We start from the raw sequence: 26,465 nt of genomic DNA, 5'->3' as shown, positions 1-26,465 counted from the left end.
CAGTGCTCCTTAAATTATGAGTTTTCCTGGGTTCAATATTGATTTGGGATCGAGTGTGTTTTTCACAGCACGAAGTATTTCCAATGAAAGTGGATCAAATTCATTGTGAATATAGGGTAGATGATCAGTGCCAACCGAATGGTGGTGAGTGATAGTCCCGCCATTGTGAACAATGGCTTCACTTGCGGCCCTCTTTACATTTGCCCATTGGGAATGGGGATTATCGCTTTGACTAGCGATAATCGTGAAATAAAGAGAGCAACCAGTCGGATAGACATGACTAATATGGCACATTACTACGGCCATAGTGCCGCTGTCAGTAATAGACTTTGCTATCGCAAGTCCTACCGCAGACTTCAAAACTTCTACGTTTGACCAGTCAGTGGCGGTTTCCAGAGTTTCGCAAACCCCGCCGATATCCAAAATCGAATCTCGGAGTACCGGAGCCCCAAACCGGCCTTGTTCCCAAGCGCGAGCGGGCCCCTCGCCCAATGAGGTACCACCGCAAGAAAGAATCAGTTCGCGGGTCTCCTGCTGGGCGGTGTAGGTTTGGTCTTTATCGCCTTCATACATTGTGACGCATAGGCATCCAGTAATTTCGGCATCACTGCCAATCTGGTGCGTAGTCGCAAGATTCAGGCTAGTTTCGATTTCATCAGATAGCCTGATAACCGTAGGCCTGGTCTTGCGCTGCTCAATAAGCCGTAGAGCGTGTGCGCCAGTATGAAAATCCGGAAATTGAAATGCTTCATACCGCTTAAACTTTGGGATGGGATGGACAGTGCAACGCACGCGGGTAATAATTCCCAGCGCTCCTTCTGACCCCAAGAAAAGCTCGCGTAAATCAGGCCCGGCTGCTGAAGCCGGAGAATTACCGCCTATCTGCATAATTCCCTTTGGGGTGACTACGGTAAATGAATGCACCATTTCGTCGAATCTTCCATAGCCTGCAGAATTTTGACCAGCTGATCGTGTTGCGGCGAAACCACCAATAGTCGCATACGGGAATGATTGTGGGAAATGCCCTAATTGGAGGTCGTACTCGGAGAGGCCAATTTCAGCATCAGGTCCGGATAACCCGGCACCTAAAGTGGCTAGTCCGGAAATAAGATCCACATCTTCAATTTCATTAAATCTAGCCAGATCAAGGCTGATTACTGCGCGATGTCCACCATCTAATGGGGTAATGCCGCCTACTACGCTTGTACCACCCCCAAATGGAATAACAGCTATTCCCTCTTGCGAGCAGTATTGCAAGACTGCAAGGATTTCTTCCTCGGTGTGAGGAGCGACCACGCCGTCGGGGGCGTCGATAATTTTTTGAGTACGCCAATCAATAAGGTCTAGGTAAGACTTGCCTCGAGCCCTTGGAAGGCGGTGTGTATCTTCTGTTGAAATGTATGCTTCGCCGACGATCTCTGCCAGGCGGGTTGTATCGGCTGCCGTAAGACGAGATTCACTAAGTGTAATGTCCGCTTCGGAGTAAGCAGGGGTTGATACTGGTTTCAGTCCAAGGGTGGTTTTTAAGATGCGCAAAATTCCTGGACTTAGTGGTTTGGCTTCGTCAGGGGTGCCCCAAAGATTAAAAGCCATGGGCGGGATTGGCAACTGTGCACTCATGTTCGGAAGTTTACACTTTTTCAAAAGTGTAACGCCTTTTAGAGGCTATTTAAAGGGGATTAAAAGCTATTTCTACTTCTAAATTGTGGCAGCAATTTTGCCACTTATTATCCAACTCTTAATGAGTACCTTTTGCGATTTTCATTAACTGAACTGAGTAGGCTAGAAGGTGAATAAAAAGTGTTACGAGTGCGAGGACTTTGATGTGGCTATGCCTAACTCTGCGTTACATGCAGCGCGTCGGTCGGCGGATTTACAAGCTCTGAAAAAGGGAGAAGAGCTTGATATTTTGGTTGTGGGCGGCGGCATAACTGGTGTTGGGATCGCCCTTGATGCTGCCAGTCGAGGATTGCGTACAGCGCTTGTAGAAAAACATGATTTAGCATTCGGGACATCACGTTTTTCTTCTAAACTTATTCACGGTGGCTTGAGGTATTTAGCCAAATTAGAATTCGGAATTGCTTATAATTCAGCGGTTGAGCGAGGACGTCTTTTAGAAGTAATCGCTCCTCATTTGGTGAAACCTCTGGCACAGATTAGCGCTCTGGGGCCCGATACAACACTAGCCCAGAAAATTGCTACCCGGATCGGCTATTTGGCTGGTGATGTGCTTCGGAGTTTTGCTGGCACTCCTACTTCGGTGCTTCCGCGATCCCGGTATATTACGCCCGCCACTACCTGCCGATTGTTTCCGGCTGTGAACCGCGCGGGTTTACTCGGGGCTTGGCTAAACTACGACGGCCAAATGATTGACGACGCCCGGCTAGTCATGGCTGTGGCAAGAACTGCGGCTGAACACGAGGCCCGGATTATTACTCGATGTGCTGCAACTCACCTTACTGGCACATCCGCAACCTTAACGGACGTGCTTACCGGTGATACATACACCGTTCGTGCTAAAGCGGTTGTAAATGCCACAGGCGTTTGGGCTGGAACTGTTGAACCGACCATATCGATCCGGCCTTCGCGCGGCACCCACCTCGTGTTCGACGCCGAGAAATTTGGAAACCCAACGGGATCACTTGTGTTTCCACTCAAAGGATCCTTTACCCGGTTTCTATTTATAATTCCAGAACAATTTGGGCGTTGTTACCTTGGGCTGACCGATGAAGAGAGCCCAGGAGATATACCCGACGTCCCCGAAACTCCAGATACGGATATAGCCTTCTTGCTCGATGGCGTAAACCAGTCACTGGGAATGCATTTAACTACCGACGATGTTCGTGGAGTTTTTACAGGACTTCGTCCCCTTATTGATGCCGGTAGCGGCCAAACCGCTGATGTTTCCCGAAAGCATGCAATTATTACATCGCCAGACGGTGTAGTTTCTGTGGTTGGAGGGAAATATACCGAGTATCGCCTGATGGCTGAAGAAACAATTGATGCAGTTCTGGAAGCTACTGGAATATCCACCGCTACATGTAAAACGAAAACACTGCCTCTAGTTGGCGCGCCGGGACATATTGAAAGCATGCATATAGATATGACTCGGTATAACGAGCTTCCTGAATCGATGATTGCTCGATTCGGTTATGAAGCACCGACAGTACTTTCAACCGCCACAATTTCGGATCCTTTAGGGAAGATCGCTGGTCTGGATGTGACTCGGGCTGAAATAGAGTTTGCGTTTACCCATGAAGGTGCCCTGAATATCGATGATGTTCTTGATCGTCGTACTCGAATTGGTTTAGTGCCAGAAGACCGACAACAGGCACTATCTGAAATAGAAGCCATTTATCAATACCTTCAACGACCAGGAGATCATAATGAATCGTTTACATAACATCTGCAATAAAGCTTTTACATTTGCTCAAGTTAAGCACCCTCAAAAAACTACAAAATTGATCAGGGTTGCACTAAAAGTCAATTCCCGATTAAAGCGCCGTAAGTCCCCTGCGGGCGTGTCTCCTCACAAGCCTGCACGATCGCCGTTTCCGGGGCGTCGTAACGGAATTGAAGCAGCGAACTGGGCTGCGGGAGTGCCGTGGTAGCCTGCACTTATGAAGCTATCCGAGGCGCTTGCGGCACGAGCAGACGCTCAACGAAAATTTGGACAGATTAAGGATCGCATTCAGCGGGTGAGCCTGGTTCAAGAAGGAGATACTCCAAACGAAGATCCAGCAACGCTCATTGCTGAAGCAGAAGCTATTCTGGATTCACTGGAAACACTGATCCGAAGAATTAATGCAACGAACGCTGCGACCAAGTTTGACCAAAACCTTACGCTTACTGATGCTATCGCAGCGAGGGATACCGCTAAGCGACGCAGCGAAATGTATCGCGAAATAGCCAACGCAGCTAATCCAACAGTGCGTTATTCGGCCAATGAAATCCGGTCGACCTCTACGGTAAAGGTATCGGAGATGCAAGCTAAAGCAGACCAGGCCGCGCAACAATACCGTGAGTTAGATTTGAAAATACAACAGCTTAACTGGGTGGTTGAACTCTTGTAACGTACGATAGTTGGTAGCTTCCGGGTCGGCGAGTACACCGTTTTGTCATTGGATGACCCTCATATTCGCCAAAGGGCTGGCACTTCATTACTTACAGTGCATGCCCCAATCGAGTACAGGTGCACATGGCATTGTCACAAATCACTACCAAGTACTGAGGCTCCGGAGTGAGGGCTGGGTTTGGGGACTATTTCAAAGTACGTATGGGGTCTGATTGAGCTTATGTATCAAATGTAAAACCGTTCTGACGTCGTAATATTTGATGCAAGCGCACGTGCAATTTGGCTGCATATTGTCTTTATACGAAATTGTGTAGCACTGTTGCGTGTTTTCCTTCGAGGTGGTTTTTAAAGTCTAGGCTGAATCGCTTTAGAAAGGCGTGCTACCAACGATAGGCCAATGAATTCATTTGAATTTATTGCTGGATTTGGTCAAATAGCGGCTCGGGTGGTCGATCAGCGAGTGAGTTTAGCTTGTCCGAGATAGCGGCTACCTATCCTCTAATCCGAGGGGGAGAGGGGATGATTTCCATTTTGCTTTTTATGTTGCACGTAATCTAGTGAAGGATATTTAGTAAATGGATAATATGGTGTAGGGATAAATCCAGAGATGTGGAAACAGTTGCTGCAGGTCATTCTATACTAAGCAGAAAATACGGCTTGGTAAAAAGTACTAAACCTTGCTTTGGCGTAACTGAGCAAGTTTTCAGTAATTGGCGAAAGTAAAAATCGTCAGACATTTATATTATCCATTCTGCAATATTGAATTTTTATGTAACGCTAAATTTTGAGAAGAAAGCTATTGTAATTAAACGGGAATCCGAAAACTTTGCGTTGTGCTACGTATTTGTTTGAAATAATTTCGCATACAGCCCCAAGTTCATTGCAGGCGGGATTCGTGCATAAGCGTCTTCTATATTAAGGGATCAGTGAAAGTTGTGAATCAAGAAAATTGGGGAACCCTGTTCCCCAATTCTTCTATTATCTAATCATGCAACAGCACGAACTTGATGGATTATTTTGCTGGCTCACCACGCTTTTTAATAAGTTCGCGTTCGGCTTTGCCAATAAAAATCAAAATCCATAGAGTAAGCGCCGTAAAAGCCAAGAATGTAATAAAAGTAACATTCCAGTCTGTATAGTGCACTAAATATCCGACTCCCGTTGAAGCAAGTGTTGCGCCAAGTAGATAGCCAAATAGTCCCGTGAAGCCAGCGGCAGTACCAGCAATGTCTTTGGGGGAAAGGTCGAGTGCCTGTAATCCAATAAGAGCAACTGGTCCGTAGATAAAACCGCCGATAAGGGAGACGAGTAGGACCATTGCCCAAAACGGCGTGCCAATTGGCGCAAGCCAGTAGCCTGCAATGGAAAGTCCTGCTGCGAGCACAAAAATGCCGATTGTAATGCTTCGGTTGCTGTGGAATACCTTGTCTGAAACCCAACCAGCGAGCACTGTTCCCAATACGCCAGCCAGTTCGAATGCGGCGAAGCTCACGAGTCCATTGGTAATACTCATATGGTGAACTTCTGAGAGGTATGTTGTAATCCAGTTCAGCACGCCGTATCGCAACGCGTAGATAAATACGTTGGCGATCGCCAATAATACGATGACGCGGCTTTTCAGAATGTGGTCAAAGACCAGTTCTTTGGTAGAAAGCTTAGTTCCTTTTGGTGCATCTGCTTCGACTTTTGGCGGGTCATTCCGGTATTCGTCGATCGGTGGAAGCCCAACAGATGGGGGATTATCCCGGATTAAAAGAAAAGCCAAAAAGGCCACGACAAGTGCGACGACGGCGGGGAGCCAGTAGGCAGACCTCCAGTTTTGATCGCTAAGGTGAAGCCCCCAAGCGACTAGTACAGGTAGCCCAAGTCCCCCTACATTGTGAGAAGTATTCCAGAGTGACCCTTTCCAGCCGCGTTCACTGGTACTAAACCACTGAACTATGATTCGTCCACATGGTGGCCAGCCCATACCCTGCACCCAGCCATTGATAAACATTATGGTGGCAAATAGGCCAACACTGGCGGAAATCCATGGGGTCACCGCTACGATCAGATTCATGATTGCCGAAAGGGCTAGACCTAGTGGCAGAAAGTATCGAGCATTCGAACGATCTGAAAGCATTGCCATAAAAAACTTAGACAAACCGTAGCTGATTAATACCGCGTTACTAATCACGCCAACTGCGGGTTTGTCAATTACTCCTCCTTCGTCAAGCAGGAGAGGTGCAATGGTGGAGATGTTATTACGGATGAGGTAGAAACCTGCGTAACCAATAAAAATCCCCATAAAAACTTGGAAACGTAGACGTGGGTATCGAGCTTTGGTTTGCTCGGGATTTAGCTGAGGCGCCGGGCTTGGTGATTGGAGCCATTTCGGCAGTGTTGGAGTGCGCATATTCTTCTCCTCGGGTAGCGCTGAGTACTTCACTCTCCTTATATTCTTGTAGTTTTTCTGAGCATAACCGGTCTCAATATATGTAATAACCGGTAACAATTGCGTTAATATACCCAGTGGAGTGTCACTTACTGGGGGCTTTACAGAAGCTAAGCTTCTAATGAATTAACCATGAGCCTCTTGTCAAAGTGAAGTATTCGATAAAGTGTTTGCCTTTGGTATGGTGTTTGGCGCCTGAAAATAGGGAAAATATACACCGTGTGGGGTCATGCATTTTCAAGTTTTGAATGACTGGTGTTTTTGTGCGGTTTTTCAATTGTCACTAAGCGGGGATTGGGGGATTTGGCTATCGGCTGGAATTTTTGTAGAGAGTTTTGTGTCATTGAAAAAGGAGGGGGTGTTGATGGGGGTAGAAAATTTAGTTCTAAAAATAAAAATACTGAAACTGGTTGTGCAAGAACTTACTGTAGAAAACTACGTAGAGAATAGAAGCTAAACTGCTATAAGTGCAGGATTCTTAGTGCATTAACTATCGTCATGGCTTGGCGTAAGCTGCGATGTTGGGAAGTCAACGTCTGTGCAAAATCTGGGCAATCGTGCTTGCTACTTTTGATTGGATAGGTTTTTCTTTTCGGAAATCTATTGGATAGTTATGCATCCTTGGCTTGCAATTAGGGTATATTTAACTTGGATCTTGAATCTGTTTTTCAGTTTCTAAGCACACGAAATTCACTCATGGTTTGATGGTCTTATGGATATAGAATCTGCGATTTTGGATGCTGGGCGAGTTTGCATCCTGCGAGACGGAATTCAACGCACCACTATGGCTGGCGTTGCTCGTGAAGCGGGGGTAAGTCGTCCAACTCTGTATCGCCGATTTAGCGGAGTGGATGAGCTTTTAGGCGACCTACTGACGCGGGAACTTGTTTCTGTGTTAGACCTTGCTTATCCGCTTCCGGAAACTCTCGATGAAGTCATTAACGTCATTTTGGATTGCACTGAAGCAGTACGGACGAATGAACTATTACAAGCAATGGTGCAGAGTGATCCGGAAATTTTAAGTAAGTACGTTGTGCAGCGATTTGGTAGAACCCAGCAACGGCTTATGAGGTTTCTGGCTGCATTATTCCGTAATCTAGAAGGCGAGATTCGCGAGGGTGACCCAGATAAGATGGCTGCAATAGTCCTGGTGTCCACGCAGATTCTCTCGCTAAGTGGTAATGCGCTTTTGCAAATGAATCCAGAGCCGAATGTTTGGCGCCGGGAATTGGAATACCTGATCCGGGGGTATCTCACGCCGTCAGTGCAAGACCAACTGGAACTTTTTGAAACGAACATTTCAGAAGAATCCGTCCAGTAAGACGTTTTGGGGATCGGGGGTTTTATTAGGGGGCTGTGGTTGCCGCAAAGAGCAGCTGCTTCGGCTTCGATAAGCCTTGTTCGCTATCGGCGTACACTACGTTAACCTGCATAAATAGGGGAAAACTGTGTGGTTTTGGTGCGTTTGAGGCATGCGACGGTGACCATCCACGTTAGAGTGGGTGCGACTGAAGAATACATAAAGGGAGAGACATGTTCGAAAGGTTTACTGATCGCGCTCGTCGCGTTATCGTGCTAGCCCAAGAAGAAGCTCAAATGCTGAACCATAATTACATCGGCACCGAGCATATTTTGTTGGGACTTATCCAAGAAGGCGAGGGTGTTGCCGCCAAAGCATTAGAGTCTATGGGTATTTCTCTTGACGCGGTACGCCAAGAGGTAGAGGAAATCATTGGTCACGGCACCACACCGCACCAAGGGCATATTCCTTTTACTCCTCGCGCAAAGAAAGTCTTGGAGCTTTCCCTGCGTGAAGGACTTCAAATGGGCCATAAGTATATTGGCACGGAGTTCTTATTGTTAGGGCTTATCCGCGAAGGCGAGGGCGTTGCTGCCCAAGTATTAGTCAAACTTGGTGCTGATTTGCCTCGGGTTCGTCAACAAGTTATTCAATTACTGTCCGGGTATGAAAACAATGCTGAAACCCGACGTGATGATACGGTCGGTGCCGGCTCTACTCCAGGTGGGCGCGCACAAAGCAATGTGGGTGAACGCTCCAGCTCACTTGTATTAGATCAATTTGGCCGCAACCTTACCCAAGCTGCCAAGGACGGCAAACTCGACCCTGTAGTTGGACGTGAAAAAGAAATCGAGCGTCTTATGCAGGTGCTTTCCCGCCGCACAAAGAACAACCCAGTGCTTATTGGTGAGCCAGGTGTGGGTAAAACCGCTGTGGTTGAAGGCTTAGCATTAGATATTGTTAATGGGAAGGTTCCGGAAACCCTGCGGGATAAGCAGGTATATTCCCTTGATTTAGGTTCCCTGGTTGCTGGATCCCGTTACCGCGGTGACTTTGAAGAGCGGCTTAAAAAAGTGCTCAAAGAGATTAACCAGCGTGGCGACATTATCCTCTTTATTGATGAAATCCATACCCTCGTCGGCGCGGGTGCTGCTGAAGGCGCTATTGACGCGGCGTCGTTACTTAAGCCAAAGCTCGCGCGCGGTGAGCTACAAACCATTGGTGCAACCACGCTCGACGAATACCGCAAGCACATTGAAAAAGATGCCGCCTTGGAGCGCCGCTTCCAGCCTGTGCAGGTGCCTGAGCCAAGCGTGGAAATGACCATTGACATTCTTAAAGGTTTGCGTGACCGCTATGAGGCACACCACCGCGTCTCTATTACCGACGGCGCACTAGCCGCCGCCGCACACCTGTCCGACCGCTATATCAACGACCGCTTCCTACCAGATAAAGCCGTAGACCTTATCGACGAAGCAGGTGCCCGCATGCGCATTAAGCGCATGACCGCACCAGCCGGACTACGCGAAATTGATGATCGGATTGCCAAAGTCCGCCGTGAAAAAGAAGCCGCCATCGATGGCCAAGACTTTGAAAAAGCCGCTGGATTGCGCGATAAAGAACGCATCCTCGGCGAAGAACGCGCTGCCAAAGAAAAACAGTGGCGTGAAGGTGATCTTGAAGAAATCGCTGAAGTTGGCGAAGAACAAATCGCCGAAGTGTTGGGTACCTGGACGGGAATTCCGGTATTCAAACTCACCGAAGAAGAATCCACTCGTCTGCTGCGCATGGAGGAAGAGCTGCATAAGCGGATTATCGGCCAAGATGACGCTGTAAAAGCCGTGTCGCGTGCAATCCGCCGTACCCGTGCAGGTTTGAAAGATCCACGGCGCCCCTCCGGCTCCTTTATCTTCGCTGGCCCATCCGGTGTTGGTAAAACCGAGCTATCCAAGGCACTGGCTGAGTTTTTGTTCGGTGAAGATGACGCGTTAATCCAGATTGACATGGGCGAGTACCATGATCGCTTCACAGCCTCACGTTTGTTCGGTGCGCCTCCCGGATATGTTGGCTATGAAGAGGGCGGCCAACTCACCGAAAAAGTTCGCCGTAAGCCATTCTCTGTTGTTCTGTTTGATGAGATTGAAAAGGCACACAAGGAGATCTACAACACCCTGCTTCAGGTGCTGGAAGACGGCCGACTTACCGACGGCCAAGGCAGGGTCGTGGACTTTAAAAACACCGTGCTGATCTTTACCTCCAACCTTGGTACCCAAGACATTTCCAAGGCTGTGGGCATGGGCTTTAGTGCAGTAGGCGAAGCAGACGCCGATGGCCAATATGAGCGCATGAAAAATAAGGTGAATGACGAACTGAAGAAACACTTCCGGCCTGAGTTCTTAAACCGTATCGACGATATTGTGGTGTTCCATCAACTCACCCAAGATCAAATCGTGCAAATGGTCGACCTACTTATTGGTCGCGTGGCCAAGGCTTTGGAAGCCAAGGATATGGAGATTGAACTTACCGAAGACGCCAAGAACCTTTTGGCCAAGCGTGGCTTCGATCCGGTTTTGGGTGCCCGGCCATTACGCCGCACCATCCAGCGCGAAATTGAAGATGTTTTGTCTGAAAAGATTCTGTTTGGCGAACTCGGTGCCGGTGAGATCATTACCGTGGATGTAAAGGATGATGCTTTCACATTTACTCCACGTCCAAAGCCTCTCCCAGATGGCACCTTTGATGAGCTTGCAGCGGAAGCGGCAGAACTCACCGCGGATTCCTAAACACCGCAACCATTAACTCGAAAAACTGGCGTAGCGAATACTCAGCGTTGCGCCAGTTTTTGTAGGTAGCATTGAATTACGCGAGGACACCTCGTACAAACCAACGACCGTGTGAGCGGTTTCGGCTCAGCACAATAGAAAGGTTTTGATGTTGGTATGGGCATCACATTTCGTAAACGGAAAAAATTAGGCAAAAACAGCTGGATCAATATTTCCGGTTCTGGTGCCTCAGCATCCACCAAAATTGGTCCAGTGACAGTCAATAGCCGCGGTGGGCTCTGGGTCAACCTTCCTGGTGGATTGACCTACCGTGGACGCTGGCGTTAAAACGCACCCATCACTAAGGGTTGGGTAATGAATGAGCACATAGTCCGGCGGATATTGTTTGGTCTTGCTGTGTTCCAGAGTTTGTCCACCCTGATCGGCTTTGTACAATTACTAGTTATGCCGCACCTTTATGAGGCATTCCTGCGGGGGACAGTGGTGGAAGGGCAATTTATACTTGCGGCAGTGTTGCTCGGCGTGGTCGTTGGTGGGTTTCAATGGGCTGCGGTATGGATTCACTTGCGATCGAAGCCCTGGCTGGCGTCCGCTCACTCGTTGGCAGGGCTGGTAATGCTTGGCTGGATCGCAGGAGAGTGCCTTGTGCTCGGAATATTCATTTGGCCGCATGCATTATGGGGTGGCATTGGTGCACTTCAACTTTTCCTGGTCACGGTGTATTTAGGAGCATTTCAACCAGAGCGTCAGTTTGGTGGATTTAGGCCGACTTAGCTGGAGAGTAGCTGGTAAATATACTCAGCTGCGGTTGGTGTAACTGCGTCAGTGAGGTTCTGTATCTCCTTTGGGGAATGAGGAAACGATGCAGAATAATCTGCCCATTGGTGCATATCAATGTCGTTCCAAGAATCGCCGAGTGAATACGTTTCAAACATGGATCCTGTGGTTTCCTGCAGGTAGCGCACGAGCCATGCCAGTCCGCTTGCTTTACTGCAAGCTGGCGGCACGATATCCAAAAAGTTTTGGTTTCGGTGGCAATCTATACGGCCTTTGTACTCGCTAGTAATCCAAGAGTGTAATCGCGTAATGGCTTCTTCAGCGTCCTTTTTCTGAGCGACACCTTGAACACTACTGCGTGTATCAACCCAAATAGGAATCCCCACAAATGTATGGTGGGGAATCTCTGATATATCCATTGGGTCAAAATACTGCACCATATCGGTAGTGAGATCCGCCGGGAGGGTGCTTGCTAAACGCACATCATTGGTATCTAGCGTGGTAGCAAAAATCCCTACAGAATCTTCCTGGCTTATTGCCTGTACTAGCTCCATAACTAATAAGGACGGAAGCGTAATGCTTCGTAATATTTCAAACGATGCATTAGTGACCACGGCACCCGTATAGAGGACGTAGTAATCAAACTCTAAATTGCTTTCCCGTAGAGCATGTTGGGTAGCGGCGATTGATTTACCTGTGGCGCACACCGCGAGATGACCGGCGTCCTGCCAAGCATGAATTGCGTCGATCGTGTCGCGGCTAATGCGCTTGTGGAAGATAAGTGTGCCATCAAGGTCACTGGCTAAAAGCTTCTTGGTATTCATAGTTCCGGTGGTGGTTCGAAAGGATTCAAAAGCCAGGAGGCGAGAATCTTACTCAGGTGGCAGTGCAAGAATGCCAGTCATATGGCCAAGAATGCCAATGGCGAACATCGCAAAGATAATCCAAATAGCATTGACCTTTTTGCGGAGTAGCCACATGCATAAAAAGGTCAAAAGCAATGCAGCCAGACCAGGCAAGAGTGTGTCCAGAATGTCTTGCAGTGTGGTAACAACCTCTTTATTGTCTTGGTCGGTGTATCGAGACACCACCAAAGGAATATGAATAGAGGTCCACTTTGAAACCAGGGAGCCCATAACAAACAACCCCATAATCGAGGCCATTTGTGTGAGTTTCCTCAGGGTATTACCACCGACTTCTGAAACTACTTCCACTCCTTTTTGGTAGCCCAATTTAAAACCGTACCAACGCGTAAGCATGCGGAAGACGGAGAGCACTACGAAAAATAAGATTGGTCCGAGGATATTGCCATTAATGGCTAACGACGCCCCAAGCGCGGCCAATACTGGACGTGCGGTGCCCCAAAATAATGGATCGCCCACACCAGCGAGCGGTCCCATTAATCCGACCTTCACATTGGTGATATCCGCCTCGGAAATATCCTCGCCAGCGGCTTTTTGGCGCTCCATTGCCGCAGTGACACCGAAAATTGGGGAAGCGATCCATGGGTGAGTATTAAAAAACTCTAAATGCCTGGATAATGCCGCAGCTCGGTCTTCCTTTTTTGTATAAAACCGCTTAATCGCTGGCATCATTGAAACACAGACACCAATGGCCTGCATACGCTCAAAGTTAAACGAGCCGAGCATAAACGAAGACCGAATATACATTGAGATATAGTCCCGTTTAGTCAATTCTGGGGGTTCACCCGGAAGCTGTTCGACCTCAGATTTTGGTGTTATTGGTGTATTCATAATGAAATCACGCTTCCTGATTATTCGAGCCGATTGTCATAGTTTGGGCCGCTGTGAGCCGCAACCTTTGCGGGCGTCGATACGCCTTCATTGAAAACTGGGTTGAGCTGCACATAAACAAACGCCAGGCAGGCGCCGATAATGCCAAGGCCCACTAAATTCAAATCCGGAATAAACGCGGCGAGTACAAAACCAAGGAAGAAAAACGGCATAAGAATGCGGGCCTTCATCATATTGATCACCATTGCGTAACCAACAACAACAATAAAGCCGCCAGCAATCTGCAACCCCACCGACACTGACTCCGGAATAGCAGAAAGCCAGCGCTCTACAGTGCTCGTACCCGCCACAGCAGCAACGGCAGCCGTAGGAATAGCAACCCGCAAACCTTGAAGGAACAATGCACTGAAGTGCATTACCTCAATACCTCTAAAGTTTGCGTTTTTAGCAAACCTATCTGCCTGATGCTGGAAAAACACCGCAATAGTACGAACGAAAATTGTAAGAACCTGCCCGGCCGCAGCCAGCGGTACTGCAACTGTAATTCCCGTAGCCAGGGGCTGCCCGCCCGCGATTACAACCACCGACGCAATTGTCGACGCCAACGCCGCATCGGGCGCCATGGCGGCCCCGACATTCATCCACCCCAACGCGATCAGTTCCAACATGCCGCCAAGAATCACACCAGTAGTGACATCACCAAGCACTAGGCCCATTAAAGTGCAAGCAACCAAAGGTCGATGAAGCTGACGCTCATCCAACACTGATGCCATGCCTACGACAAGTGAAACGAGCACAACAAGAATCAAAGTAATTGTGCTCATGAGAGAAGTCCTTTCTCCTTGAGTTTGGTCATCATATTCGTTCTGGAACTTGTAGGAACCTGTTGTAAGACCAAGGGCACCCCAAGTTCATGAATTGCCTTATACGCCGCAATATGTTCATCGTTTACAGACACTGCCTCCGAAATTAAAGTCATGCCTGGCTTAAACGTCACTCCACCCACATTGACTTCATCCACAGTTACGCCCGCCTCAAGCAGGCGTAATGCGTCCATTGGAGACTCCACGACAATCATCGTGCGCATCCCCTTATATTCCGGATTGAAATACACACGAATCGTTTTCGCGATATCTAATACATTCGTTCGGGCAGAAGCTGGCCCTACCTGCAATAACAAAGACTTACGCAATTCATCATTTGCTGCCGCATCGCATGCCGCAATCAGGGTTTTCGGGGCCACGTGATTCACCCAAGAACCCGCAACCTGGCCGTGAATCAACCGAGAATCAATGCGTAATAGTGCAATATCCATGGTGGCATTAGGATCCCGAGGAAAATTCGGATCAATCACAGCTTCTGATTCCGGCTGCTGGTCATCCTGTCCTTGGGATTGTGAGGATTGATTTGCCGATTCGGCCATAGATTGATCCGCTGGGGGTTTGTGGCCTGGGGGTTTCGGAGGCTTACCCGCCTTCAATGCCCGAGTCCCGGTAGCACCAGCTTTCAACGCTTTACCGACTAATTTATCCAAAGTGACATTAGGCCGACGGGCAGCCGTAAATACCTCAATTAACATCGGGATATTCACACCAGAGACAACATCAGCGCGGTCTCGATCCGCCACGAAACGTGCCCCGGCATTAAAGGGGCTGCCGCCAAACAAATCCACCAGTAGAAGCAGATCATCGGTGCTTTCGCCGACGATATTTCCATACTCTTCCAATAGGTCCTCAGGGCCCTGTCCGGGTAGGAACGTGACTGCATGAACGTTTTCTAACTTGCCAGCGATCATTTCGGCAGAATCAATGAGCGCAGGAGCGCATTTTCCGTGGGCCGCAATTATTATACAAACCATATGACCCTCCATCTTTGTGGGTAAAAATTTTTGATAATAGTTAAAGTTTGCGGGCTGCCTTTGGTTTCATATGGTATTTCTGGGTTTTTACTAGGGCAATATAATATTGCACAATGTAATTCTTATTACACCTTTATGTAGCTGTCGGATAGGTGTTTGATTTATATGAGTATTTGGCGGCAAAATAGGTATGATGTTTCGAACGTCACTGTGGTATCAAATTGCAATTCAAGATATGCAATTATGAAACAAATACGTGGTAGTGAAAAACGTGTTCAAGTGGGGTGTTGGGTGGCGATGTAGCGCGTTAGTGGCGGTCGAAGGCGGTTTTATAGAGTGGTCTGATTTGATAATTTAACTGAGGTTCAATGGGGGAATTTAAAGTGCTTTATTGTTAATTGCGTCTTGGTTGTTTGAGGTGTTTTTGAAAGATTAGCGTCTATGTTTGACGTGTGTGAAACTATTGAAATCAATGAAAGCTATTTTTGTCATTGGGTAGTTTATGTAATGCATGGTCGATGATTTTTTCGTGGAACAGTAAACTGTAGATCAATCCTGTCTGGAAATTTCGCCGCTTATTTTCGCGGCTGGTGAATATAGATTGTGATGGTGCTAAAAAAGTTAGTACTTCAAGATCTGACGCTGTGGGTCTTAAGATTCGCTATTTCGTCATTTTTGCCTTAAGGGCTTTTGGCGTGTGGGTTCGTATAGGGTATTTAAGTCACGTTGCGTAAATGCTTCTGCTGTTAGTGATACAAAAAGGGCAACTTTTTTAAAAACTAGGTGATTTTGTATCACCGGCCGATGTAAAACCCCAGGTGGGGAAAGTCTATCTGATACAAAAAGGGCAACTTTTTTAAAAAGTTGGTGATTTTGTATCACTCCCGGTTGAAAGCTACCGATGAATGACACCTTTGGTCCAAAAGGTCAGCAATCGTTGTTCTAGCGGCGAACCCTTGGGTTAAGATTTTCTGAAACTTACATATGGCCAGGGAAAGGATGGTGTCCAAGCATGAACAATATTTCTTCTAAGGTATTGGGCACCGTAGTATCTCGCGGGCAAAAGTCTTTTGGAAAAATCTTTGGTGGTTTACCTGGCCAATTTTTTATTATTTGGAGCGGGACCTTTATAAATCGGGCAGGTACGTTTGTTGCGCCATTTTTAACTTTGTATCTGACTCGAGAAGAAAATATTCGGGAAACTGTCGCCGCCGTGATCTTAATGTCCTATAGTGTTGGCGTCGTCATAAGTGGCCTAGTTGGTGGTTTTTTAGCCGACTTTATTGGCCGCAAACGCACAATGGTCTTTGGTCTTGCAGGCGCTGCGGTTGTTCAAGTTGCGTTGGTGCTCAGTAATGGTATTGCAATGGTCGCCATATGCTGCGTGTTTCTGGGTTTACTCAGTGATGTGTACCGTCCGGCTGCCAGTGCGATGGTTGCAGATCTTGTCGGTGATAGGGCGCCGCAGGCTTTTGGTCTTTTGCATTGGGCTACAAACCTTGGCGTGCCAATTGCGTCAATCGGGGCTGGGTATTTTGCCACTCGAAGTTGGGGTTTGCTGTTTGCGATAGACGCACTTACTGCACTGGTGTTCGCTGTATTGGTATTTTGGAAGATTCAAGAGCCTGAGCGAGTGGGCAATAAGAAGGATGACAGTCCATCCGCAGGTGTTGTAGATGCGAGCCTGATGTTCAAGTTGCTTGGGATCACGGGTATTTCATTTGCGGTTTTCGCGATCTACTTTCAAAATACGACAACATTACCGTTACGGGTCATCGATGCTGGTCACAGCGAAAGTGATTTTGGGTTTCTTTTAGCTATTAATGGTGTTTTGATTGCGATAGCACAGCCATTGCTTGGCCCAATATTGTCTTCCTGGGAACAGCGAAGAGCGTTGTCCTTAGGATTAATGCTTACTGGATTTGGGATTGCGTTATCCGGTGCCGGGGAGCCGTTATGGTTTTTGGTTATTACCGTTGTTCTTTGGAGCTTTGGGGAAATTATTCTAGCGGCACTATTGCCTGCGGTCATTGCGGAATTAGCTCCAGCTCATGCTAGGGGCAGGTATCTGGGTTTCTTCGGAACGAGTATCGGATTGGGTGGCGTAGTCGCTCCGCTGGGAATTGTGATCTATCGAGCAGAGCCAAATGCGCTATGGGTGGGGTGCGCGCTTATCCCTATGTGTTTAGTAATAGGGCAGTATCTACTGCTGCGGGAAAAGAAAACGAGAAATACACATGAAAATTTCGAAGCACACGTCGATTGATCAGATCGCCGATCCGTGGAAAACCATTGCACGTAATGATTCACTGTATTTGCATCCTACGTGGATTCGAGGATCCGAACCCGAATCCGAGGAAGATCGAATGTATGGATTGGCGTATGAGGAATCGGTACCAATTGGGGGCATAGCGGTTCGGCGAATTAATGGAAATGTTTTTGCCACCTATGACCCGGTAGAAGCACTCTTTGCCACGCCTGAGCCAGAGGTGCACGATATCCACACTGAGGCCTTAACGGGGCACTCAGGACAGGGCGAGACTTTAGGCGCCGAACAGCGTCGGCTTTTTCAGAGCCAGCAGCGGTTGGCTGAGTGCAAGGAACGTTTGCAGCCAGCGGCGGTGGCGTTGTTGCCGGGTTCGTATGTTGCTGGGCTGGTAAGGAGCACATTTGATAGTCGCAAGGATTTAGAAACTATGAGCGAATTAGCGCGAAGACCTGGATTGGATGAGGTCGCGGTACTCAACGGTTTAATTGATTTTCTAGAGGATGTAGCCGACCGATGGAGAACGGATTTGCGGAGTGTAATGCATGTGCCAGAGGAGGATAAGACGCTGGTTCGGGTATTGCAAAAACGGGGATACATAGGGTGCGTGGTTACTGCGCAGTGTGAGATTCCCGTTCCCGAAAATGGGTTTGAAGGCTACCTCTCTGGGCTGTCAGGCGATCGGCGAAGGAAGGTTCGAAAAGAGCTAGCTGGCTTCGAGCGCTCTGGGTTTGTAGTGCGCAGACTAGGTGCAGACGCTCTGAACGATGATGCGCTTGCCTGGCGAATGGCGGAATTGCAGGCCAACCAGCTAAAACGGTACGGGCATAATGTTTCAGTTGAGCGACTACGTGGGATTGTTGAGCAGGCCGCGACGTCGTTAAGCCCTTGGGCGAGGGTTGTGGTCGCTGAGCGTGAAGGAGAGGTAGAAGCGTTTGTTTTGAGCTATGCGGACGGCACGACAATCTATCCGAAAATGGCGGGTTGGACGGAGGCGGCACGCCAAGCTGGGTGCTATTTTGTGCTGGGCTACTACGAACAAATCAAACAAGCTGGTGAAGCTGGGTTGCGGGTGGTGAATATGGGGCCGGAAGCGTTTTACCCAAAGGTGCGACGTGGTGCGCAGCTGCGGCCGCGCATGATGTTTGTGCGTACCGCCGGTGGTGAAATTCCTGGGCTAAGGGAAACCATGGAAAGCCTTGATGCACTCCATCGGCGACGGATTGGGGTATAGGTCGGCGGGAAAAGGGTAGAGTGCGTCTATAAGTGAACTCCACGGTGATTGCATGTGGCATTATCGGGTGTAAACACTTTTGCGTATCGGGGTCTACCCGTGTGTGGTGTGCCAACAATTCGCCAGGTCTTCTGTGAGAAAAACGCATTCTTTGATTTTTTCAGTGACTATAAGGTCAAGACATCTCAATGATTCGTTGTTGTGATGTGAGTGGGCGGGGGTCTTTAGACGTGAAGATCGCGACGTCGAGAACCTGCTGCCAACGCGACGGATTCGAATCACTGGCAGTATGTGTGTGCATTGCAACCCACCCTACAAAACGACAAAATATTATGCTCGGCAGTTGAGTGTTGGCTTTTTGACGCCGCCAAACATTTTGGTCATTGAACTGGGAGGTGTCACATATTCCATAAAACGGTGAAATTTATGGATTTTGCGACAAAAATGGGCTAAATATGTCGCATATTCCATAAAAAAATCGAATTTTATGGAATCTGTGACAGATGCCTGGTAAATGCTTGTATGCAATATAATTTTTTGTCACAAATTTCGCTAAAACAGCCCCTTCTAATGGAATTTGTGACAATAGCCCACAACCTATCCGTTTACGCAGGAAAGTAGATCCTAGAAAGTTCTGCTACACCACAGGCAGCCGAAATTTTCCGGGAGTATGTTCCTCAGCCAACCCGTCCTTTAGCAGGGAGAATAGCGAGCGGTCGAGTTGGATGCTATCGGGCCAGAGTACGTCGATACTGGCTCGTGAAGCCTCTGGGTGATTACGGAGATGGGCCATAATAATGCCGCGAACTTGGCGGTCAGTACCGGCAAATTTTTGGGTGCGGCGTTTTGGGGGCTCGGCAGGTTTGGGGCATCCGGCGAGTTGCCAAGCACAGGTTTGCTGAATAGGGCACTGTTCGCATTTAGGTTCGGGGATACAGACGAGTGCGCCGAGTTCCATCAGTGCGACTGAAACATCTGGCGCATTTTCCTCCGGTAGGAGAGCTTCCACGGCTGCAAGGTCGGCGGCTCGAGGGTTTCCTTGATGAAATTCAGCTTGTTTATATCGCCGCAATACGCGCCGCACATTTGTATCAACGACGGGGACGCGGCGTCGATACGCAAATGCGGCAATGGCGCGCGCAGTATATGCGCCGACCCCAGGCAAGGCTAGTAAATCCGTAACTGTGTTTGGTACCTCGCCGCCGTGCTTTTCGACGATCGCGCGCGCACAGTCCAGCAGCCGCAGTGCGCGCCGCGGATATCCAAGGCTGCCCCAGGCGCGCAAAATTTCGTCGGGTGAGGCTTTGGCAAAATCCTTTGGGGTGGGCCAGCGTTCCATCCATGCCTCCCACTGCGGTTCTACCCGAGAAACCTGGGTTTGCTGGCTCATAACCTCACTAAGTAGAACTCCCCAAGGAGTGGTGCCGCGACGCCAAACAATGTCACGAGCATTGTTTTTATACCAAGCTAAAAGTTCATCAATCATTAGCTTAAAAGTGTACCCCCGGAAAATTCCCCCGAAATGCCTCCGGGGGTGCACAATAACACTATGGCTTCCTATGAATATGACCGCGAAAAAACTCCACGCAAAGTATGGGAAATGCTACAAGCAGGTAATAAACGCTTTATGCACTTCCAAGAGGAACGCCCAAACCAAGATATGGACCGCAGGCACGAACTCACCCAAGGCCAAAACCCAATTGCTGCAGTCCTCGCCTGCTCTGATTCCCGAGTGCCTGTTGAAATGATTTTTGACCAAGGTTTAGGGGATGTCTTTGTTATCCGCACAGCAGGAGAAATTATCGACCTCGCCGTGTTGGGGAGCCTAGAATACGCCGTTGAATCCTTGGGTGTGCCGCTAGTGGTTGTAATGGGACATGAATCATGCGGCGCAGTTGCAGCAACCCAAGCCGCCCTAGACGGACATGAAATCCCCGGCGGATTCCAACGCGTGCTTATTGAAAAAGTCAGCCCCTCAATCTTAGAGGCGCGAGCGGCAGGCGACACCACCACAACCCAATTCGAAGCCCGTCATGTTGCTGAAACCGTAGACCAAATTATTAGCCGCTCACCAGAAATCAAAGCAAAAGTTGCCCGCGGAACCTGTGGAATTGTAGGAGTACGATATAGACTTTCTGATGGCCTCGCCGAGCCTGTCGTAACAGTCGGAGTTGACTCACTAGACTAAAGTGCGTGCAACGTAACTCCCGACGACTCCCAGAAGTAATCTACATCCGCCGACGCGTCGCGGCGCTCGTAGTGCTTCTCGTGCTCATCGGCTCGGTGACCAGCATCTTGGTATACATAAACAAGAGCTCAAGCACGGAAATCATTACCGCCAACACGACAACCTCTCAACCCACCTCCACTAACAAAGCTGAACAAACCAGTGCGAGTACCAGTAGCAGCACTGGTGAACTTACTAGCGAAAGTACTGGCGAAAGTACCGCCAGTGCCGTTGGTAGCAGCACTAACAGCACTGGCGAAACCAAACCAACACCAGTGAAAAAAGATACCTGCGAACTGCAAGACCTCATTGTGGAAGCTAAAAGTGATCAACCAAACTACGCCACTGGTGATCAACCACACTTTTACCTCACCGTCCGCAATCCAACCACGGCCGATTGCATAATTGACCTGCGAGAAGAACAACTCCGATTTGAAGTTTATGACCTTGCAACAAACACACGCATTTGGTCAGACATTGATTGCAACGCCTCTGAAGACACCTCCGCCCGCACCTTCCCAGCGGAATCCGAACGCCACTATGAAGCGATCTGGTCCCGAACATATTCATCACCAGGAACTTGTACGGGAAGACAATCGGTTCCTTCAGGTTCCTATCTGCTCTACACGCTCGTAGGATCAAACAACTCCGACGGCCAAACCTTTAACCTCAACTAACCCACAAAGGCAAGAGCGCTGAGACCTACGTTGCGCCGCCTGCACAAAACGAAACCCGTTGGCTAGAGCTGGCGGGTTTTATGATTGCGGTGGGTTTTTATGTCAGCTGCGCCCCAAGAAAAGTGGTTGATTAAGGAAAAACCCTATCTCCTAAGTCTGCTTAATCCGTCGTGGATGTGTCGGGCCCATAGTGTTCCAACGTTTTCCACTTTGGCAATGTCGTCGATATTGGCTTCCATAAGTCGGTTGAGGTCGCCAAATGCTGCGACTAGCTTGTCCATAACAAATGTTTGAACACGGGGCACGCGGTTGAGTATTCGGTAGCCTCTGGGCACGATCCACTGATTTAAGGATTCATCTGTAATAGGTAGTCCGAGTATTCGGGCAATATAGTTGCCATTCATTACATTGGCATCAGAGAGTTTTTCCAGCGCAAGTAGGGCTTTTTCTACGGTTTCTTCGGCTGGGATATTGCTGTCGCTTACAAGGTAGTCTCGAACGATTATTGCCAGGTCATGTTCGTTATCGCCATGGAGTTCAGCGAGCTGGATGCCAAGTTGCTTGCCGTCTACACCCAGTTCAATGACGTTTTGGTGGATTGTGGTGGCGGCACGGCGTAGTAGTTCCATGCGTTGGACCACTGAGATAACGTCAGAGACTGATGCATAGTGGTTGAGTTCAGCGCGAAAAAGGTACTGGTTATCTTGGTCTAGGCGTTGTCGATACCGCTCCATTGTGGCTAATGCTTGATTGGCTCTCGAAAGGATTTCTGAGGATCCTTGGAGGACATGGCGTTGGCCGCCAACGTATACGGTGATTAATTTCATTGATTGGCTTACTGCTATGACGGGAAAGCCTGTTTGGAGGGAGGTTCGTTCGGCGGAACGATGCCGGGTGCCTGATTCTCCTGTTGGGTAGGTGGGGTCGGGCATGAGTTGCACATTCGCGCGGCGGATTTCGGTGCCGTTGGTGGAGAGAATGACTGCTCCGTCCATTTTGCAGAGTTCGCGGAGTCGCGTGGCGGAGAACGCGACGTCGATTTCAAATCCTCCATCACAAATTTCGGCTACCCGTTCGTTATAGCCGAGTACTATGAGTGCACCTGTTTGTCCCCGTAAGATTCGTTCGAGGCCATCCCGGAGAGCCGTGCCAGGGGCAAGGCGCTCTAAGGTTGCGTTTAGGATTGGCTCATGTGAATTCATAATGCGTTTAGCTTACTGCTTTTAGGGCTGCCTGAATATCTGGCACGTAATGAATCTTCATGCCGGTGATTGTAACGCTTTCACCTGCGGGAACAATAGCCTGCGTATATCCGAGTCGGTGTGCTTCTTGGAGTCTGCGCCGTAGATTAGGGATGCGGCGGATTTCTCCAGCGAGGCCGATTTCGCCAAGTACAACGGTTTTTGGTGGCAGGGGTTTTTGTAGCATTGAAGACGCCGTGGCCAGTGCGATTGCTAGGTCGGCTGCGGGTTCGCTGACCTTCATTCCGCCAACAGTTGCGATATACACTTCTTTTTCGACGGTGGGTTTTCCGGCGCGGGCCGCCAATACGGCAAGGACCATTGGAACCCGGGTGGCGTCAAGACCAGTGACCGCACGCCGCGGGTTTTTAGTGTAGGTATCTACTAGAAGACTTTGGACTTCAGCAAGTATTGGGCGAACACCATCCATGGCTACCGTAACTGCAGTGCCATCTGGGGTAGTTTCGCGGTGGGAAAGAAAAAGACCAGAAGGGTCTTCTACTTCATGGATACCGTCAGAGCTTTGTTCGAAGCATCCAACCTCGTCTGTGGCGCCGAACCGATTTTTGATGCCGCGGAGCATTCGTAAGCTGGAGTGGCGGTCCCCCTCAAAGTTAAGCACGACGTCGACAAGGTGTTCTAGCACGCGGGGGCCTGCAACATTGCCGTCTTTTGTGACGTGTCCCACGAGAAGTACCGGTATGCCGGAGGTTTTTGCCAATGTGGTTAGCGCGGCGGTTACGGCACGTGATTGGGCGACACCTCCGGGCACACCTTCGACGCCTGAAGCGCTCATTGTTTGCACTGAATCGACAATAAGTAGCGTGGGTTTCAGTTCTTTGACGTGGCCAAACACAATGTCGAGGTTGTGCTCACTGGTTAGATATAGCTTTTCCTGTAGGGCGCCGGTGCGTTCTGCACGAAGCCTTACTTGGCCTGCGGATTCTTCGGCAGTTACATAAAGAACGGTGCGGCCAAGTTGGGCCCACCGTGAGGCAACTTCCAAAAGGAGTGTCGATTTACCCACGCCAGGTTCGCCAGCCATAAGTACGACGCTGCCAGGCACAATTCCCTGTCCGAGCACACGGTCTAACTCGCCAATGCCGGTAGTAATGCTTATCGACGCCGCTGGATCTACAGTCACAATCGGAATTGCGGGTGAGCTGGGTGCGAGCGATGTGATTTTTTCGGCGCCAGGGGCGGATTCTTCAAGCGTCCCCCAGGAGCCACATTCTGGGCAGCGGCCCAACCATTTTGGGCTGGAATACCCGCATTCTGTGCAGGTATGGATTGTGCGTTCCTTTTTGGCCATAAGGAGCATTGTAGGCAGTGGGCAAAACAAAAGGCCCCTTGCAAGGGGCCTTGAATATTGAGCGAGTATTTAGTGCTTGTGGTCCTTCATTTTATCGGAAACCACGCGATCGTTTTGTCCGGCTTCGTGGAGATTGCCGGCGATCGGTGCGTCTACGGTAATTGTTCCAGTATCGAACGTGAATTCAACTTCCTTGTGGCCACCGATTGCAAAGCCAGGGTTATCGAGTTCGGTGCTGATATGGGTAATGCAGACGCCTTCTGATTCGGTCAACTTATCGGTGTACTCAGCTGCATCTGCAACGATGGAACAATTGCGTTCCATAGTGGGGGTATCCGAAAGTGTGACCTCTTTGTTGCCCACCTTCACCTTCTTGAGCGAATGTGAAGTCATCTTTGTATCGTCATTGATTGCAGTGAATTTTACGGCTGCAGAGGAATCATCGTTAACGACAATGGTGACGTCTCGAACGAGGACTTTTTTGTCTTGGGATTCACCCGGTACGCCATCAACAGCGGCGACCTGATCGGCCGTTTGGGAAATCTGACCAGCGCCGCAGGCGGTCAGGGTGGCCAGTGCAGCGATACCGGCGATTGCAATGCGGAGGGTTTTCACTTCTATGTCACTCCAACAGGAAAAGGGGGTCAGACAGGTGTTACGCGATTATCTTAGTCTTTCGCAACCTTTAGCGCACCACACGGGGGGAAGTGCGGCCGAAACACGCAGGTCGCCCGCATGATACTATGAACGCTGTTTATAAGAGAAAGCCGCTAGGAGTGGGTATGGAATTCAAGGTCGGTGACGTGGTGGTATATCCGCACCACGGCGCGGCGGTCATCGAGGCCATCGAACAGCGTGAACTCAATGGCCAAGTCGTTGACTACCTTGTGCTACAAATCAACCAGTCGGATCTCACTGTTCGCGTGCCTGCTAAAAATGCCGAATATGTTGGCGTACGTGATGTTGTAGGCGAAGAAGGGCTGCAAAAAGTCTTTTCTGTACTCCGCGAAACCGATGTGGAGGAAGCGGGCAACTGGTCTCGTCGCTATAAGGCTAACCAAGAGCGGTTGGCTTCAGGTGATGTGAATAAGGTCGCCGAGGTTGTGCGCGATTTGTGGCGTCGGGATCAGGATCGGGGCTTGTCGGCAGGGGAAAAGCGGATGCTGGCAAAAGCGCGTCAAGTATTAGTTGGTGAGCTTGCACTCGCAAAAAACATCGATGAAGCGAAATCCGATGATTTACTAGCCCAAATTGATGCCACCATTGAACGCCATAAGGCGCTCAAGATCGAGGATGAGCCGGAGAAGAAGCCAATCGACGATATTGATCTCGATGACATCAATTTCGACGATGACGAAGTCTAAACCAGTTACGGCCTTGGTCGCGGCTGCTGGCCAAGGCAATCGCCTGGGGGCGGGGATTCCAAAGGCCTTAGTTGAGGTGGGTGGAAAGACGCTTCTGGAGCGTAGTGTGGACGGTCTACAGGCTGCCGGTGTGGATCGAATTGTGGTGGTTATAAGTCCACCCATGGTTCCGCAGGTGCAGGCGATACTGGAAGATCGTGTGGAGATTGTGCTTGGGGGAGCCGAACGCATGGATTCGGTGCAGCAGGGATTGCGGCATATTGGGGAGGGAACTGTACTGATCCATGATGCTGCCCGAGCGTTTACACCTGTGGATATGATCCAACGAATCATTGCCGCATCTCTTGAACACAAGGCCGTAATACCGGTACTCCCGGTAACCGATACTGTGAAGCGAGTGCGGGGTGAGGTGGTCGTCGAAACGCTTGAGCGAAGCGAATTGCGTGCTGTGCAAACCCCGCAAGCATTCGATATTGCGACCTTAAAGGCGGCATATGAGGCCAGGCCAGTGGGCAGCTTAGCTACTGACGATGCCAGCATTATGGAATGGTTTGGTGTAACCGTGCATTGCGTTGCCGGAGATGTGCATGCCCTAAAAGTGACAACACCCCTAGATTTAGTGCTTGCCAAAGCCCTCGCCAAAGGAGAACAATGATTATTCCCAGAGTTGGTATCGCTACGGATGCACACCAAGTGGAAGCCGGAAAACCTTGCTGGATTGCCTGCTTGCATTTCGAAAACGTTGATGGATGTGAGGGGCATTCCGATGGCGACGTCGTTGCGCACGCTGTTGTGGACGCTTTGTTGTCCGCATCGGGGCTCGGTGATCTGGGCAGCTTTGTGGGGGTAGGGCAGCGCGAGTATGACAATGTTTCAGGCGAAAGGTTGCTAAAAGAAGTCCGAGAACTCTTAGAAACTGAAGGATTTATTATTGGCAATGCCGCGGTACAGCTTGTAGGCAATAGTCCTAAAATGGGACCGCGCCGCAAGGAAGCCGAAAAAATCATGAGCGAATATATTGGCGCACCAGTATCGGTATCTGCAACCACTACGGATCAGCTTGGTTTTACTGGCCGCGGTGAAGGGCGTGCGGCCGTGGCCACAGCGGTTGTATGGAAACGCCCCGAACAATAAACCAAGCCTGGCGCGGAGAACTTCCCACG

Annotated in this window: 25 protein-coding genes; 15 read left to right on the top strand and 10 right to left on the bottom strand. The window is 49.4% G+C overall.

Features of this window, described 5'->3' with window-relative positions; genetic code table 11:
* Positions 1-9: 9 nt before the first annotated feature.
* The gene (locus CFREI_RS11720) at positions 10-1,620 is read right to left on the bottom strand and encodes an FAD-binding oxidoreductase (RefSeq protein ID WP_240483218.1); all 1,611 of its coding nucleotides are present in this window, start codon (positions 1,618-1,620) and stop codon (positions 10-12) included.
* Positions 1,621-1,831: 211 nt separating this feature from the next.
* On the opposite strand from CFREI_RS11720, the gene CFREI_RS11715 reads away from it, so the two are divergent.
* Genes CFREI_RS11715 through CFREI_RS11705 form a run of 3 tightly spaced genes read left to right on the top strand, consistent with a single transcriptional unit; the run spans position 1,832 to position 4,073 of the window.
* Positions 1,832-3,403, top strand: coding sequence for a glycerol-3-phosphate dehydrogenase/oxidase (locus tag CFREI_RS11715; protein ID WP_035112279.1), 1,572 nt, complete (start codon positions 1,832-1,834; stop codon positions 3,401-3,403).
* Positions 3,387-3,611 (top strand): hypothetical protein, encoded by a 225-nt coding sequence (locus tag CFREI_RS11710; protein ID WP_156907781.1) that lies wholly within the window; start codon positions 3,387-3,389, stop codon positions 3,609-3,611. The genes CFREI_RS11715 and CFREI_RS11710 overlap by 17 nt, the downstream gene beginning before the upstream one ends.
* 9 nt (positions 3,612-3,620) lie before the next feature.
* On the top strand, positions 3,621-4,073 hold the full coding sequence (locus tag CFREI_RS11705) for a DIP1984 family protein (RefSeq protein ID WP_027013041.1): 453 nt from the start codon (positions 3,621-3,623) through the stop codon (positions 4,071-4,073).
* A 1,014-nt stretch (positions 4,074-5,087) separates the two neighbouring features.
* Here CFREI_RS11705 and CFREI_RS11700 read toward each other — a convergent pair.
* Positions 5,088-6,470: an MFS transporter gene (locus CFREI_RS11700; protein WP_027013042.1), complete on the bottom strand. Its 1,383-nt coding sequence runs from the start codon at positions 6,468-6,470 to the stop codon at positions 5,088-5,090.
* A 268-nt stretch (positions 6,471-6,738) separates the two neighbouring features.
* Here CFREI_RS11700 and CFREI_RS11695 point away from each other — a divergent pair, with 268 nt between their 5' ends.
* From CFREI_RS11695 to CFREI_RS11675, 5 genes are all read left to right on the top strand, one after another.
* Positions 6,739-6,966: a hypothetical protein gene (locus CFREI_RS11695; protein WP_027013043.1), complete on the top strand. Its 228-nt coding sequence runs from the start codon at positions 6,739-6,741 to the stop codon at positions 6,964-6,966.
* A 255-nt stretch (positions 6,967-7,221) separates the two neighbouring features.
* Entirely contained in the window at positions 7,222-7,830 is a 609-nt protein-coding gene (locus tag CFREI_RS11690) for a TetR/AcrR family transcriptional regulator (protein WP_051256011.1), read from the top strand.
* Positions 7,831-8,042: 212 nt separating this feature from the next.
* Entirely contained in the window at positions 8,043-10,592 is a 2,550-nt protein-coding gene (locus tag CFREI_RS11685; protein WP_027013044.1) for an ATP-dependent Clp protease ATP-binding subunit, read from the top strand.
* Positions 10,593-10,748: 156 nt separating this feature from the next.
* The gene (locus tag CFREI_RS11680; RefSeq protein WP_084170784.1) at positions 10,749-10,919 is read left to right on the top strand and encodes a DUF4236 domain-containing protein; all 171 of its coding nucleotides are present in this window, start codon (positions 10,749-10,751) and stop codon (positions 10,917-10,919) included.
* Positions 10,920-10,946: 27 nt separating this feature from the next.
* Positions 10,947-11,366 (top strand): hypothetical protein, encoded by a 420-nt coding sequence (locus CFREI_RS11675; RefSeq protein ID WP_051256012.1) that lies wholly within the window; start codon positions 10,947-10,949, stop codon positions 11,364-11,366.
* Here the strand turns inward: CFREI_RS11675 and CFREI_RS11670 are convergent.
* From CFREI_RS11670 to CFREI_RS11655, 4 genes are read right to left on the bottom strand one after another with little or no spacing between them, the layout of a single operon-like run.
* Positions 11,363-12,193 (bottom strand): HAD-IIB family hydrolase, encoded by an 831-nt coding sequence (locus CFREI_RS11670; protein WP_027013046.1) that lies wholly within the window; start codon positions 12,191-12,193, stop codon positions 11,363-11,365. The genes CFREI_RS11675 and CFREI_RS11670 overlap by 4 nt on opposite strands.
* A 48-nt stretch (positions 12,194-12,241) precedes the next feature.
* Positions 12,242-13,123 (bottom strand): PTS system mannose/fructose/sorbose family transporter subunit IID, encoded by an 882-nt coding sequence (locus tag CFREI_RS11665; protein WP_051256013.1) that lies wholly within the window; start codon positions 13,121-13,123, stop codon positions 12,242-12,244.
* Positions 13,124-13,143: 20 nt separating this feature from the next.
* Positions 13,144-13,947, bottom strand: coding sequence for a PTS mannose/fructose/sorbose transporter subunit IIC (locus CFREI_RS11660; RefSeq protein ID WP_027013048.1), 804 nt, complete (start codon positions 13,945-13,947; stop codon positions 13,144-13,146).
* A complete protein-coding gene (locus CFREI_RS11655) occupies positions 13,944-14,981 on the bottom strand; it encodes a mannose/fructose/sorbose PTS transporter subunit IIA (RefSeq protein ID WP_027013049.1) in 1,038 nt (345 codons plus the stop codon). Before CFREI_RS11655 ends, CFREI_RS11660 begins: the two co-directional genes overlap by 4 nt.
* A gap of 1,012 nt (positions 14,982-15,993) precedes the next feature.
* Here CFREI_RS11655 and CFREI_RS11650 point away from each other — a divergent pair.
* Positions 15,994-17,247, top strand: a complete 1,254-nt coding sequence (locus CFREI_RS11650) for an MDR family MFS transporter (RefSeq protein WP_027013051.1) — start codon at positions 15,994-15,996, stop codon at positions 17,245-17,247.
* On the top strand, positions 17,219-18,481 hold the full coding sequence (locus tag CFREI_RS11645) for a GNAT family N-acetyltransferase (RefSeq protein WP_027013052.1): 1,263 nt from the start codon (positions 17,219-17,221) through the stop codon (positions 18,479-18,481). The genes CFREI_RS11650 and CFREI_RS11645 overlap by 29 nt, the downstream gene beginning before the upstream one ends.
* A 637-nt stretch (positions 18,482-19,118) precedes the next feature.
* On the opposite strand, the gene CFREI_RS11640 is transcribed toward CFREI_RS11645, so the two are convergent.
* Positions 19,119-19,967, bottom strand: a complete 849-nt coding sequence (locus CFREI_RS11640; protein ID WP_027013053.1) for an HhH-GPD family protein — start codon at positions 19,965-19,967, stop codon at positions 19,119-19,121.
* A gap of 63 nt (positions 19,968-20,030) precedes the next feature.
* Between CFREI_RS11640 and CFREI_RS11635 the strand changes: the two genes are divergently transcribed.
* Complete coding sequence (locus tag CFREI_RS11635) at positions 20,031-20,669, top strand: carbonic anhydrase (protein ID WP_027013054.1); 639 nt, start codon at positions 20,031-20,033, stop codon at positions 20,667-20,669.
* Between the two features lie 5 nt (positions 20,670-20,674).
* Positions 20,675-21,385 (top strand): hypothetical protein, encoded by a 711-nt coding sequence (locus CFREI_RS11630; RefSeq protein WP_027013055.1) that lies wholly within the window; start codon positions 20,675-20,677, stop codon positions 21,383-21,385.
* A 143-nt stretch (positions 21,386-21,528) separates the two neighbouring features.
* Here the strand turns inward: CFREI_RS11630 and disA are convergent, their stop codons facing one another.
* The 3 genes from disA to CFREI_RS11615 all read right to left on the bottom strand — a co-directional run bounded on the left by disA (position 21,529) and on the right by CFREI_RS11615 (position 24,553).
* Positions 21,529-22,587 carry a DNA integrity scanning diadenylate cyclase DisA gene (disA, locus tag CFREI_RS11625; protein WP_027013056.1) on the bottom strand — a complete coding sequence of 353 codons (1,059 nt, stop codon included), beginning with the start codon at positions 22,585-22,587 and terminating at the stop codon, positions 21,529-21,531.
* A gap of 7 nt (positions 22,588-22,594) precedes the next feature.
* A complete protein-coding gene (gene radA / locus CFREI_RS11620; protein ID WP_027013057.1) occupies positions 22,595-23,938 on the bottom strand; it encodes a DNA repair protein RadA in 1,344 nt (447 codons plus the stop codon).
* Positions 23,939-24,007: 69 nt separating this feature from the next.
* Positions 24,008-24,553 (bottom strand): hypothetical protein, encoded by a 546-nt coding sequence (locus CFREI_RS11615; protein WP_027013058.1) that lies wholly within the window; start codon positions 24,551-24,553, stop codon positions 24,008-24,010.
* 167 nt (positions 24,554-24,720) lie between these two features.
* Between CFREI_RS11615 and CFREI_RS11610 the strand changes: the two genes are divergently transcribed.
* The 3 genes from CFREI_RS11610 to ispF are packed head-to-tail and all read left to right on the top strand — an operon-like array spanning position 24,721 to position 26,436.
* On the top strand, positions 24,721-25,302 hold the full coding sequence (locus CFREI_RS11610; protein ID WP_027013059.1) for a CarD family transcriptional regulator: 582 nt from the start codon (positions 24,721-24,723) through the stop codon (positions 25,300-25,302).
* A complete protein-coding gene (gene ispD / locus CFREI_RS11605) occupies positions 25,289-25,957 on the top strand; it encodes a 2-C-methyl-D-erythritol 4-phosphate cytidylyltransferase (protein ID WP_240483219.1) in 669 nt (222 codons plus the stop codon). The genes CFREI_RS11610 and ispD overlap by 14 nt, the downstream gene beginning before the upstream one ends.
* On the top strand, positions 25,954-26,436 hold the full coding sequence (gene ispF / locus CFREI_RS11600) for a 2-C-methyl-D-erythritol 2,4-cyclodiphosphate synthase (protein ID WP_027013061.1): 483 nt from the start codon (positions 25,954-25,956) through the stop codon (positions 26,434-26,436). Before ispD ends, ispF begins: the two co-directional genes overlap by 4 nt.
* Positions 26,437-26,465 lie beyond the last annotated feature (29 nt).

It is taken from the genome of Corynebacterium freiburgense, assembly GCF_030408815.1.
In the GTDB taxonomy this organism is placed as follows: Bacteria; Actinomycetota; Actinomycetes; order Mycobacteriales; family Mycobacteriaceae; genus Corynebacterium; species Corynebacterium freiburgense.
This window is presented reverse-complemented; position numbering and strand designations above follow the sequence as displayed.